Annotated in this window: 8 protein-coding genes; 6 read left to right on the forward strand and 2 right to left on the reverse strand. The window is 52.3% G+C overall.

The features are described from left to right. Positions 1 to 148: 148 nt before the first annotated feature. The gene (locus tag ACNRUY_RS23515; RefSeq protein WP_488114105.1) at positions 149 to 781 is read right to left on the reverse strand and encodes a TetR/AcrR family transcriptional regulator; all 633 of its coding nucleotides are present in this window, start codon (positions 779 to 781) and stop codon (positions 149 to 151) included. Positions 782 to 955: 174 nt separating this feature from the next. On the opposite strand from ACNRUY_RS23515, the gene ACNRUY_RS23520 reads away from it, so the two are divergent. From ACNRUY_RS23520 to ACNRUY_RS23545, 6 genes are all read left to right on the forward strand, one after another. Beyond that, positions 956 to 2,797, forward strand: a complete 1,842-nt coding sequence (locus tag ACNRUY_RS23520) for an acyclic terpene utilization AtuA family protein (RefSeq protein WP_488114106.1) — start codon at positions 956 to 958, stop codon at positions 2,795 to 2,797. Positions 2,798 to 2,845: 48 nt separating this feature from the next. After that, positions 2,846 to 4,462 carry an acyl-CoA carboxylase subunit beta gene (locus tag ACNRUY_RS23525; protein ID WP_488114107.1) on the forward strand — a complete coding sequence of 539 codons (1,617 nt, stop codon included), beginning with the start codon at positions 2,846 to 2,848 and terminating at the stop codon, positions 4,460 to 4,462. A gap of 323 nt (positions 4,463 to 4,785) precedes the next feature. Further along, on the forward strand, positions 4,786 to 5,934 hold the full coding sequence (locus ACNRUY_RS23530; RefSeq protein WP_488114108.1) for an acyl-CoA dehydrogenase family protein: 1,149 nt from the start codon (positions 4,786 to 4,788) through the stop codon (positions 5,932 to 5,934). Positions 5,935 to 5,956: 22 nt separating this feature from the next. Beyond that, on the forward strand, positions 5,957 to 7,972 hold the full coding sequence (locus ACNRUY_RS23535; protein WP_488114109.1) for an acetyl/propionyl/methylcrotonyl-CoA carboxylase subunit alpha: 2,016 nt from the start codon (positions 5,957 to 5,959) through the stop codon (positions 7,970 to 7,972). A gap of 53 nt (positions 7,973 to 8,025) precedes the next feature. Continuing rightward, positions 8,026 to 8,976: an NAD(P)H-dependent flavin oxidoreductase gene (locus ACNRUY_RS23540; protein WP_488114110.1), complete on the forward strand. Its 951-nt coding sequence runs from the start codon at positions 8,026 to 8,028 to the stop codon at positions 8,974 to 8,976. Between the two features lie 161 nt (positions 8,977 to 9,137). Beyond that, entirely contained in the window at positions 9,138 to 10,064 is a 927-nt protein-coding gene (locus ACNRUY_RS23545; RefSeq protein WP_488114111.1) for a hypothetical protein, read from the forward strand. Between the two features lie 59 nt (positions 10,065 to 10,123). Here the strand turns inward: ACNRUY_RS23545 and ACNRUY_RS23550 are convergent, their stop codons facing one another. Next, on the reverse strand, positions 10,124 to 12,172 hold the full coding sequence (locus tag ACNRUY_RS23550; protein ID WP_488114112.1) for a phosphatidylinositol-specific phospholipase C domain-containing protein: 2,049 nt from the start codon (positions 12,170 to 12,172) through the stop codon (positions 10,124 to 10,126). Positions 12,173 to 12,738: the final 566 nt, after the last annotated feature.

Genomic DNA, 12,738 nt, shown 5'->3' on the forward strand with positions numbered 1-12,738 from the left:
TGATTAGTATGAATCATAAGGGTTACCTTTTTACGATTTAGATTTCAGTGATTTCACCCTCTATCTAAATCGGTAACCCTTCCCTTTTTTGAAGAGGGAATTGTCAGATCAGATCTGAACTAATGCATGTCAGGAATGAGTTTTTTAGCTATTTTATAGCCAGGGTCAACACCATCTCTGCCAGCTCTTCCATATCCATCTCCCCATTTTCTTTATACCAGTTAATCGTCCAGCTGATAGCTCCGGTCAGCAGTCGACGGAGGATAAATGGATCAATCACTGCCAGTTTTTCTTCTCTGGCTTTTTCCAGCACATCCAGCCAGAGTTGCTCGTAAACAGCGCGAAGCTCAAGAATGGTTTCCTGGTTTTCCGGCTTCAAGGAACGCCACTCATAGACAATGACCGCCATGGCTGCACCGGTTTTCCCCAGTACCGCGTTCAATTCACACCGGATCAGTGCCAGCAGTTGCTCCCGGGTAGAAGGATAGGTTCTCAGGGCCAGCCTCATTCGCTCAGTATTCAGATGAATGGTTTCTTCCATTACTGCCAGAAGTATCTGCTCTTTGCTGGAAAAGTGGTGGAAGATGCTGCCTGATTGAATACCTACGGCTTTGGCCAGGTCCCGCACGGTGGTTCGCTCGTAACCTTTGTCACGAAACAGAGTGGCTGCCTGCAGCAGGAGCCTGCCTTTGGGGCTGTCAGGTCGGGTGATCAGCCCCTCTGCAACCAGCTGGCTTTCCAGTGGGATATTCTGATGATCAGGCAGTTGGGCAGCGGGCATAAGGCGTCCTGGTGTTAAAGGGATAAGAGTCGAGTGTACTGTAACTCTGGTTGCCAACCAAGCGCTTGCTTGGTAATGTCTCCAGAAGCTTGAATCTCCACTGGAAAGTATTCAGGCAACTACAAATAAAACATCGTCGTATAAAAAAAGAATTGGTTGTGGCTGGATCAAATTATGTCAGACCCTGCAACGCTAACCTCTGAAAAGATGCCCGTAGCGAACGAAAAGCTCATAAGAATAGGGTGTGCCTCCGCTTTCTGGGGGGATACGTCCGTTGCCGCAGAACAACTGGTCAGCAAGGGCGAACTGGATTACCTGGTTTTTGATTATCTGGCAGAGATGACCCTGTCGATCATGGCGGGTGCCCGGATGAAAAATCCCGATAGCGGTTACGCTCCCGATTTTATCCACACCTTGAAACCCCTGCTGAATGAGATTGCCCGTCAGGAGATCAAGGTATGCAGCAATGCCGGTGGTATCAATGCCATGGGGTGTGCCCAGGCATTGATGCAGGTGATCCAGGAGCAGGGGTTGAACCTGAAGGTAGCGGTTGTGGAAGGCGATAATCTTATGGCTCTGCAACCAAGCTTCAGGCAGCAGAATATTCAGGAAATGTTCAGTGGCAAGCCCATACCGGATGCTTGTACCAGCGTTAATGCTTACCTGGGAGCCAGTGGTATTACCGCCGCTCTGGCCGCTGGTGCTGATATCGTGATCACTGGCCGGGTGGTGGACAGCGCGGTGGTACTGGGACCATTAGTGCATGAGTTCGGATGGAGCTGGCAGGATTACGATCGTCTGGCCCAGGCTTCCCTCGCTGGCCATGTGATTGAATGTGGAACCCAGTGCACCGGGGGGAATTTTACCGATTGGCGATTGGTGAAGGAGGGGTACGCCAATATGGGTTTTCCTGTGGTTGAGTGCCATCACAATGGTGATTTTGTGGTGACCAAGCCGGAAGGGGCGGGAGGCCTGGTCAGTCGCCACACAGTGGGGGAGCAAATTCTCTATGAGATCGGCAACCCCAGTGCCTACCAACTGCCAGATGTCGTTTGTGACTTTACTGGGGTTGAACTCAGGGAAGAAGACGAGAGTCGGGTGCGGGTCTCCGGAGCCAGGGGGCGGCCCAGCAGTCAGCAATATAAGGTCAGTGCCACCTATCTGGAGGGGTATCGCAGTACCGCCAGCTTTCTGCTGGCCGGTCGGGAAGCAGGAGAAAAAGCCCGGACGGTGGCGAATGCCATTATCACCCGGGTGCAGGCGCTCTATCAGGCCAGGGGTATGGCGGATTTCCGTGAGGTGAACATTGAGTTGCTGGGCACAGAGGCAACCTATGGACAGCAGGCGTGCAACCAGAATAGCCGGGAAGTGGTGGTGACCCTCTCAGTCTCCCATGATGATCCCAAAGCCCTGGGTGTGTTTGGAAGGGAGATTGCCCAGGCGGCTACCGCCATGGCGCCGGGTATCACCGGTCTGGTGGGAGGTCGTCCCAGGCCATCGCCGAGGCTCTGTCTGTTTTCCTTCCTGATCAACAAAGCGCAGGTGCCCGTATCATTCAGTTTGCTGGATGGTGAGGAATCCGAAACGTTTGCCGTTGATGTTCCTTCAGGCCTGGATCAGACCCGGCCTTCTACCCAGTGGACCGATCATGATTTACCAGTGCCACTGAAGGAGGAAAATACCCTTTTGGTTCCACTGATTGAGCTGGCAGTTGCCAGAAGCGGTGATAAAGGAAACCACTGTAATATTGGCGTGATGGCCCGGAACGAGCGCTATCTGCCGTATATCGAAGCGGCACTGACGGAGGAGAATGTTGCCAATTACCTGTCACACCTTCTTGATAAAACCAGTCGGGTGACACGCTATCAGTTGCCGGGAATGGGTGCCATGAACATCCTGCTGGAAAACAGCCTGGGTGGCGGCGGAATGGCCAGTTTGCGAGTGGATCCCCAAGGGAAAGCCATTGCCCAGCAACTGCTGGATATGCCGGTTTCAATTCCGAAGAGCTTGCTTTGATTGAAAAGGCATAACGAAAAAAAAACAACAATCGAACAGGGGGAAGCCATGGCGGTTATCCAGTCTGAAATAGATGTCCATGGCGGTGGTTTTCAGGACAACCGGCAGGCGATGCTGGAGAAAGTGAATGAATTCAGGGCGCTTGAACAAAAGGGGCTGGAAAGATCCAGTGCCGCTGAGGATAAATTTCACCAGCAGGGCAAACTGCTGCCCCGGGAGCGCCTGAATCTGCTGCTGGATCCCGGTTCCAGCTTTATTGAACTCTGTTCCCTGGCAGGCCTGCAGATGCATGATGATAAGGACGGTTCCACTGCCGGTGGCGGGATTCTTGCCGGAATGGGTTATGTAGCCGGAGTTCGCTGCATGGTGCAGGTGAACAACAGTGCCATCAAAGGGGGAACCATTTCTCCCACCGGTCTTGAGAAAACCCTCCGGCTGCAGGAGATTGCCCGGGAGAATAAACTCCCCCTGGTGACCCTGGCAGAGAGTGGTGGGGCCAACCTGAATTATGCGACGGATGTCTTTGTTACCGGTGCCCGGGCATTTGCCAACCAGGCCCGGTTGTCAGCACAAGGGGTTCCACAGGTCACTGTTGTGCATGGCAATGCCACGGCGGGTGGTGCCTATCAACCGGGATTGTCGGACTATGTGATTGCGGTTCGCCATCAGGCAAAGATGTTTCTGGCCGGGCCTCCTCTGTTGAAAGCCGCCACCGGTGAAGTGGCCACGGATGAAGCGTTGGGAGGGGCTGAACTTCATGCTCTTGAAGCGGGTACCGCGGACTATCTGGCTGAAGATGATGCTGATGGGATACGGATTGCCCGGGAGGTGATGCAGAGCCTGCCCTGGAATGAACAGCTGCTTCTGCCGGTGAAAAAATCCGGCACTGAACCACTGTACGACAGTGAAGAGTTACTGGGGCTTATCCCCTGTGATAGCAAAAAGCCTTACGACGTTCGGGAAGTCATTGCCCGGCTGGTGGATGGTTCCGAGTTTCAGGACTTCAAGCCGGAGCTGGATCGTCAGACGGTGTGCGGGTTCGCTCATATTGATGGACACAGTATTGGCATCATTGGTAATAACGGCCCTATTACCCCCAAAGGGGCCAACAAAGCAGCCCAGTTTATCCAGTTGTGTGAACAGGGTCAGCGTTCCCTGGTATTTCTGCACAATACCACCGGGTTTATGGTGGGAACCGATGCGGAGCGTAACGGCATCATCAAGCACGGCTCGAAAATGATTCAGGCAGTGGCCAATGCCCGGGTTGCCAAAATCTCCATTGTGATTGGTGGTTCTTACGGGGCCGGTAACTACGCCATGTGCGGCCGGGGTCTGGATCCCCGGTTTATTTTTGCCTGGCCCAACAGCCGGACCGCAGTGATGGGTGGGGAGCAGGCGGGTAAGGTGCTCAGGATTGTTACTGAAGAGAAAATGCGAAAACAGGGCGTGGAGCCGGACGATGCCCAATTGACCCAGCTGGAACAGATGACGGCCGCAAAATTGAATGCCGGTTCAACCGCGCTGTTTGGCACGGCGCGACTCTGGGATGACGGGCTGATTGATCCCAGGGATACCCGGACACTGTTGGCCAGCCTTCTGGATATTTGCTGGCAGGCCCGGCACCGGAAACTGTCGGGTAATGATTTTGGTGTGGCGAGATTCTGAGATGAGAGCCTTGAGCAAGTAATTAATCATTAGGTAAACCCCCGGCTATGCCGGGGAGACTCCCATAGGTTTGATCGAGGCTTCGGTAGCTGATCCTGCTAACTCCGCCCTGAACGGTTAATGGCTTTCCCTCACCCCGGCCCTCTCCCAGAGGGAGAGGGTGTTGACGGTGCCAATATTGAAAGCCCTCTCCCTCTGGGAGAGGGTTTGGGTGAGGGTTGGAGCCTGGATTCTGATCAGCGCCCTTGGGTGCAATAAAAGCCCTTTGAGGGCGTCATCAAACAATAAACAGCCTTGAGCGAACAATAGTAAAGGACAATTCCATGCAACTGACCCAGGAGCACCAGGCGCTTCGGCGAACCATCCGCAGCTTTGTGGAGAATGAAATCAACCCTTATGTGGATGAGTGGGAAAAAGCGGGCATTTTTCCGGCGAAATCCCTGTTCAGAAAAATGGGGGCGCTGGGTCTGCTGGGAATCAGCAAACCGGTTGAAAATGGGGGGATGGGCCTGGATTACAGCTATGAGATGGTGGCTGCAGAGGAATTTGGAGCCATTCGCTGTGGTGGGGTTCCCATGGCTATTGGGGTGCAGACCAATATGGCTACTCCAGCCCTGGCCCGGTTTGGCAGTGACTATGTACGGGAACAGTTCCTGGCTCCTGCCATTGCCGGGGAATCAGTGGCCTGCATTGGCGTCAGTGAGCCCGGGGCGGGGTCTGATGTCGCGGGATTGAAAACCAGTGCCTTTAAAGACGGCGATGACTATGTGATTAATGGCTCCAAGATGTGGATCACCAACTCTACCCAGGCGGATTTTATCTGCCTGCTGGCCAATACCTCTGATGAGGCGCCCCACAAGAATAAATCCCTGATTGTGGTACCCACGAATCTACCCGGAATCAGCTTTTCAGAAAAGCTGGACAAGCTGGGCATGCGCTCATCGGATACCGCCCAGATCTTTTTTGACAATGTCCGGGTACCCCGGAAAAACCGGATTGGTACTGAGGGGGCCGGATTTACCATGCAGATGGTGCAGTTTCAGGAGGAGAGGCTGTATGTGGCCGCCATGTCCCTGAAAGGCATGGAGATCTGCATCAATGAAACCATGAACTACACCCGTGAGCGCCAGGCTTTTGGTAAACCGCTGATTGCCAACCAGGTGATTCAGTTCCGGCTGGCGGAACTGCAGACCGAAGTGGAGGCATTAAGGGCACTGGTTTATCAGGCTACGGAAGCCTATGTGAATGGAGAAGACGTCACGCGGCTGGCTTCCATGGCAAAACTGAAGTCAGGACGTCTTTCCCGGGAAGTGACCGATGCCTGCCTTCAGTATTGGGGTGGAATGGGGTATATGTGGGATAACGTGGTCAGTCGCTTTTATCGTGATAACCGTCTGGGCTCCATCGGAGGTGGGGCGGATGAGGTAATGCTGGGGATTATCAGCAAATACATGATGAATACCAATCGATAAATACAAGAAAGAGGCAGGCAAGATGATGTTATGCCGGAACGACTTCAAAAAAATCCTGGTGGCCAACCGGGGAGAAATTGCGGTTCGTATTCTGAGAACGGCCCATGGGCTTGGGTATCGGACAGTAGCCGTTTTTTCCGAGGCTGATGCCAACGCACCCCATGTTCTGCAGGCCGATGAGGCAGTGTGTATTGGTGCCGCTCCCGTGGGTGAGAGTTATTTAAGCATTGATCGGGTGCTTGAGGCCGCCAGAACGGCTGGCGCCGACGCGATCCACCCGGGCTACGGTTTTTTGTCGGAAAATGCCGAATTTGCCCGGGCCTGTGAGGCTGCGGGAATAATATTCATCGGGCCGAAGGCCAGTGCGATCGAACTGATGGGCTGTAAGCGACGCTCCAAAATCGCCATGCTGGATGCCGGGGTGCCCTGTATTCCCGGGTATGAAGGAGACGACCAGAGTGATGAACGATTGCAGGAGGAAGCTCTGGCCATAGGCTTCCCGGTTATGTTTAAAGCTTCTGCCGGCGGAGGAGGCCGGGGGATGCGCAGGGTGGAAAGTGAACAGGGACTGATAAGCGCAATTCAATCAGCCCGGTCGGAAGCGCTGAGCGCCTTTGGCAATGGCGATTTGATTGTTGAAAAAGCATTGTCCGGTGCCCGCCATATTGAAATCCAGGTCTTTGCAGATACCCACGGCAATGTCATTCACCTGGGGGAACGGGACTGCTCGGTCCAGAGGCGTCACCAGAAGGTGGTTGAAGAAGCCCCCTCCCCAGCGGTATCGGAAGCCTTGCGTCAGAGAATGGGCCAGGCCGCTACTCAGGCCGCGGCTGCCTGCCAGTATGTGGGAGCAGGCACTGTTGAATTCCTGCTGGATGAGACGGGGCATTTCTACTTTCTGGAAATGAACACCCGGCTGCAGGTTGAGCACCCGGTAACGGAGCTGGTGACCGGTCTGGATCTGGTGGCCATGCAGTTAGAGGTGGCCAGTGGAGAACCATTGCCGCTCAGTCAGGATGAGGTGACCCTTACCGGCCATGCCATGGAAGTGAGGCTTTATGCGGAAGACCCTGCCAATGGCTTTATGCCCCAGACCGGACAGATACTTCTATGGGAACCGGCGTCTGCAGAGGGAATGGAGTCCGGCTTTCGAGTGGATTCGGGGCTGGCAGAAGGTCAGGAGATCACCGCCTTTTATGATCCTATGCTGGCAAAACTGATCACCTGGGGTTCTTCCAGGGAACAGGCCCGTCGTCGTCTGGTACGGCTGGTGGACGACTCTCATTTGCTGGGTATTCGAGACAACCGGGCGTTTCTGTCTGAGGTGCTGAGGGATCCGTCTTTTATTGAGGGGCTGGCGACGACGGATTTTATGGGGGAGGCCTTTTCGGATAACCCGACCCTGACAGGGCAGTGGGTGGGTCAGGAAGAGCTGGCTCTGGCTGCTTCCCTGTTGACCCGTGATTTGCTGGATCAGCCGTTAGTTGGCTCAGGGCTGTCAGCGGGCCCAAGAATGATGGGGGGCCGCCCCCTGAAACTGAAAGTGGCTGATAGGGAGCACTGGCTCCGGGTGGATTATTCCCATGATGGAGATATCCGCGTCGAGTCCACTTCCGATGGCTGGAGTCATGAAATTTCACTGCTTGATTGTGCAGGAACAAGGGTTCGTTATGGTTGCCAGGGAGTGATCAAAACCCGGGCTTTTGTCCTGGACATCCGGGATAAAAGTCTGTGGCTCAGTAGCCCCAATGGCAATCTCCAGATTTCGGACCAGACCTTGATATCCGCCCGGCAGAAGGTGGAGGTTTCGGACCAGGTGCTGGCCTCTATGGACGGTGTGGTGGTCGAAACTTATGTATCAGAGGGGGACAGAGTTCGGGTAGGCGAACCGGTGGCGGTGATTGAAGCCATGAAAATGGAGCACCCGTTAACGGCTCCCATGGACGGTCGGGTGACAGGGGTTCTGGTTCAGCCCGGGGATCAGATCAGGGGACGGCAGCTGATGGTGCAGCTGGAAGCACTGGCCGATGGCGAATGAAGATTGGAATGAGCACTGCCCGAAACCCAATAAACAGAACAAGGTGAACGACAATGATTCCTGAGCAATGGCTGGACAGGCTCTCCATTCCGGTGGTGATGGCGCCGATGTTTCTGGTTTCCGGTCCCGACCTGGTGGTTGCCGGTTGCCGACAGGGGGTAGTGGGTACGTTTCCTGCCCTGAACCAGAGGACCAGTGAAGGCTTTGAGCAGTGGCTCCAGCAGATTACCGGACGCCTGGAAGCTTTTGAGCAGTCCTCCGGGAAAAAGGCGGCACCTTATGGAGTGAACCTGATTGTTCATGAATCTAACCCCCGGTTACAGCAGGACCTTGAGCTGTGTGTTAAGTACAAAGTGCCTCTGGTGATTACTTCTCTGGGGGCCATGAAGCCGGTAGTGGATACAGTGCACGGCTATGGTGGCCTGGTTTTTCATGATGTCACCACCCAGCGCCACGGTGAAAAAGCCGCGGCAGCCGGTGTGGACGGCTTGATTGCGGTCAGCGGTGGCGCTGGCGGTCATGCGGGCACCCTGAACCCCTTTGCCCTGATTGAGGATCTGCGTTCATTCTGGGACAAAACCCTGCTGCTGGGAGGTTGTATCAACCGTGGCAACCAGGTGAGAGCGGCCCAGTTAATGGGGGCGGATCTGGCCTATATTGGCACACGCTTTATCAATACCCGGGAAAGCCGGGCGCCCATGGGGCATAAGGAATTAATTGTGGAAGCCGCGCCCACCGACGTTATTCATACCCCTGCCGTCACCGGAGTACCTTCCAACTTCATCCGGCAAAGCCTGGCGGCTGCAGGCTATGAGATGGACGCTCTATTGAGTTCCGGCAAAGTGAATTTTGGAGAAAAGCTGACTCCCGTGGACCCTGACAGTTCCAGAGCCTGGCAGGACGTCTGGTCGGCGGGGCACGGGGTGGCGGGGATTGATAATATTCTGCCCTGCGATGCTCTGATTCGGCAGATGATCCGGGAGTACTGCCAGACCCGTTCCTGATCGGGTCTTTCAATTATCGGGATAGGTGCTATGTTTTTATGGATCTTCCGTACATCAGTACTTCCTGTTTCATTTGGTATATTTGAGGGAGAAAGAGAACCTTTTCGCTTCATGTGATGTCAGAGTCCATTGATGGTTGCTATGTTATTGGTGCCTGATTAATGAGAAAACCTCTTTTAACGATCCTGGTTGTTCTGGTTGTAACCAGCTCCTTAGCTCAAGCTACTTGTCCTGGCTGTGGAGGAGATTTACCCGAAAACTCATGTGATCATACTTCTGATTGTCTGATGTATTCTCAGTACATTCAGGTATTACAATTGTTAAAGAATGCCGTTATCAATTATCGTTTGCTGGACTATAGGGGGCAGGGTAGCCAAAATTTGGAAGGGGTTGAAATTGCCAGATTAGGGCCATCGAATGAAGTAAACCGCTGTACTATGAGTTTGCTTGACTATCTGTCAATGATTACCCCATCCTTTCGGTTGGACGTACGCACTGTGCATTCAGGATTACTTTGGGCCAGTGCGTTTGCTGATGCTATGATTGCTATTGGTATTCCCAGGCATCAGTGGTACTTCTGTTTTTTTTCGGGCTTGCTTCTTAATCTTGTTTTATCTGTATCAAGAAATCAGAGTGGTTTGCAGTCTTTTTTAAGAAATACCCCGCCGGAGGAAAGGGAGCTTGTTACTTCAAGATTCAATGATTTTGTTAATAGAATAGTAGAAATAGCTATGATACCGATAGAAAACCACCTTAATGGTCTTGTTTCTATTCAATTGAACTCTCTTCATTACGACAGATGTATATCAACCATCCATTCTAGATTGCAGTCCTCAGAACGGCACTCTATAAGGCACCATTTTCTTCAAAGCGCTGTATTGCGGCTCACTTCTTCAGATGCCAGTCATGCTGAGACTCAAGAAGTCCAGGCTAGCACTGAGAGTCCTCAGGCATCTTTCTTGTTGTTATATGAACCAACCTCTGGCTTTTATTATCTTTTCCGACTGGCTCCTGCCAGGGTTGCTGCCTGGCGTGGAAGGGCGTTTGTGATGTTTCTCCGACTTTCCCCTGAAAGCAGTAAGAAGTGATTTGTACTGTTCTCTGGGGTGCATAGACAATCGGCCATAAACATAGTTATTTTTATCTGTCAGGACTTTTCAATTTTTCCTGATCCCTTTTGGCGCTTAAGGGCTGCCAGTTTGTCCAGATTATCAGAATGGGGAAAATGGGCGCTTTCGATTTTTGACCTGACCCTCATTATTTCTTCTGCGTTCTCGGGAAACTCTTTATAGATAAGATCGTCTTCGACCCCCAGAAGGTTATAGGCCAGGGTCATGATGATATTTCCATCTCCACCGTATTTATCAAAAAAATCGGTGTTAATAATGTTTGGCTTGATGCGTTTGTTTTGTTCCGTCCAGTCAACCATCCAGTCGATCACTTTACTGTTAAGGCGGGCCTGCTCCTTGAGGCTTTTGACGGAGCCGGTAATCAGAGAGGTTTTCTGCATCTGGCAGATGGTCAGAACGTTGTCACCGGCACTGGTACTTCGATCCAGCACGGCTTTGTTGACTTTCTTGATTTTGGAACTTTTCGATGTACTGGCCCACTTGGTTAAAGCGCAGGCTTTATAGTCCCAACAGGGATCTTTTCTGGCAAGGTGCTGGTGCTTGTCTTTCACTAACAGAAGGACATTATGTTTGCCATCAATTGGACGGTTTACCCGAATATCCGACAGGGGAACGGCTCTACCCTGATCATCGGTCTGACGAATAAATTGATCCTGGTTTGGATGGATGAATTTATCATAAAAGCGATCCAGAGCTTCAGGGGCATCCTCACTGAACTGGATTTTCATCAGTATGATTTCTTCCGGATGCTGGCGGGCAAAATCCATGACCTGGTTCAGTTCCGGCATGCAATCTGTCCCATCAATTGAACCATGGTGAATAATAAAGCCGCTGCCAGCTTTTGACTCTTTTGATATCGACCGTATGCGCAGGTCAAGATATCGAACCCCTCTTTCAAGTTGCTCTCCCAGTGTTCTGTTCTGGGTCACTGAATAGGCTTCAATTCCCGGTACTCCGCTGCGAATGGTATAGGTGCCTGAATCATGGGTGCCCAGCATAGTCAGGTGGGTAATTCTGCCGTGTCTGTCAGACCAGGGAGGTGAGGAGAGTGCATGGCGCTCATCCATGGATTGCAGGACATTGAGCATTCTTTGCTGCCAGTTGGTGTGCTCTTTTTGCATTGGGGAAAGTGTTTCAGATTCCAGTGGGATATCTGGCAGTTCATCCACAGAAGTCACATTCAATTCATCCGCAGAAATCGCCTTCAGGTCATCATTAATCTGTAGTTTCTCTGCGGGGCTGCCTTCCAACTCTTTTGATCTTTTTCTTTTCACAGCCTCGCGCCTGGCGATTTTACGATGCACTTCAGCTGGTTCATAGTCCTCACTGTCAATACTTACTGGCTCTTCTGCATTGTCTGATATGGGGGAGGCTTCAAGAAACTTTGCCTGCACTTCCGATGTTGAGTCCTGTTGGTCGGGCACCACCTGATCTTCGGCTTGTTGCACGTTACCATCAGTGTTCCCCTTTTGTTGCTCTTTTTGTGAGGCAGGAGTCTGCCCCTGCTCCGGTGCTGGGAGCTCAACTTCTTCGACCATGGTAGTCATAGCCTCTTCAGGTTGGGGGCTATGACTTTCCTGACTTATTTCATCGATATCAGGCACCACCTGCTCTTCCTCCAGAGCCTGGATTTCCTCTATCAGATTTTCTTCTACAGGAATATCCATCGGTTGCCTGGGCGAAGTGGCAGGATACTCCCAGCTGTCCGGCTTTTTCCGGATCCCGCGCATTCTGGTGAAAGGGGCTGGCTGGTCGTCCGGGTTATCTGGCGTATCCACCCTGCGAACGGACTTGTTATGGAAACGCCCCTGGGGCTGCCGGGAGGCATCCGGGTCAGTGTCCTGCCGATCTTGAGAAAGTTCGGAAACAGAATCCGGGACTACCTGTTCCTCTTCTTCCCAGTGCTGTTCTGAGTAGAGAGGAGTGATCCTGCCCTCTGGCTCTTCTTTGCTGACGCTTCTTCCCCAGGTTTTCCCCTCACGGTTATCGACCTCTTTTGGCTCTTCTGGCTGTAGAGGCGCCGGGCCAGAAGGCGCATGAGTTCTGGGGGAACCTGGGGTGTCCATTGGTGACTTTTTTCTCAGTGGTGTTGTATTGATGTTATCTTTGTATCGGCATACAGGCCGCCACTATTGAGATGGGGCAGGGTGCCATTACCTAAAAGCAAGCGGCTGGGTTATTGGTTTCCATGAAGTTGAGGGAGAGGCACGATTAAGCTGTGATGCTTCAGGGGCATTTCCGCTGGAGGAAGTGAATGATCCTACGTCCAGGGTCACCCTCATTATAAAGTCCATCAAGTAACGTTGCTTGTTTTGAACAGGCCAGGCAGTGACGAAGGGGGGGGTGGCCATGGAAAAAGTGTCGAAGAAACAGAAAATGCAGGTCCGGTCGGAAAAGAGGCAATTAACCATTTTGAAACCCTGCTTGCAGGCGGGTTTAAAGTGTATAAATAACCACCAATCACCAGTGTTTACACAAGGTGATTGGTGGCTTTAATTACTGAATTGCATTAGTTCAGATCTGATCTGACAATTCCCTCTTCAAAAAAGGGAAGGGTTACCGATTTAGATAGAGGGTGAAATCACTGAAATCTAAATCGTAAAAAGGTAACCCTTATGATTCATACTAATCA

The sequence above is a fragment of the Endozoicomonas sp. Z74 genome, assembly GCF_057680865.1.

Coding starts and splice junctions, on each gene's coding strand:
- ACNRUY_RS23515 (WP_488114105.1), bottom strand. CDS start 781: ATGCCCGCTGCCCAACTGCCTGATCATCAGAATATCCCACTGGAAAGC.
- ACNRUY_RS23520 (WP_488114106.1), top strand. CDS start 956: ATGTCAGACCCTGCAACGCTAACCTCTGAAAAGATGCCCGTAGCGAAC.
- ACNRUY_RS23525 (WP_488114107.1), top strand. CDS start 2,846: ATGGCGGTTATCCAGTCTGAAATAGATGTCCATGGCGGTGGTTTTCAG.
- ACNRUY_RS23530 (WP_488114108.1), top strand. CDS start 4,786: ATGCAACTGACCCAGGAGCACCAGGCGCTTCGGCGAACCATCCGCAGC.
- ACNRUY_RS23535 (WP_488114109.1), top strand. CDS start 5,957: ATGATGTTATGCCGGAACGACTTCAAAAAAATCCTGGTGGCCAACCGG.
- ACNRUY_RS23540 (WP_488114110.1), top strand. CDS start 8,026: ATGATTCCTGAGCAATGGCTGGACAGGCTCTCCATTCCGGTGGTGATG.
- ACNRUY_RS23545 (WP_488114111.1), top strand. CDS start 9,138: ATGAGAAAACCTCTTTTAACGATCCTGGTTGTTCTGGTTGTAACCAGC.
- ACNRUY_RS23550 (WP_488114112.1), bottom strand. CDS start 12,172: ATGGACACCCCAGGTTCCCCCAGAACTCATGCGCCTTCTGGCCCGGCG.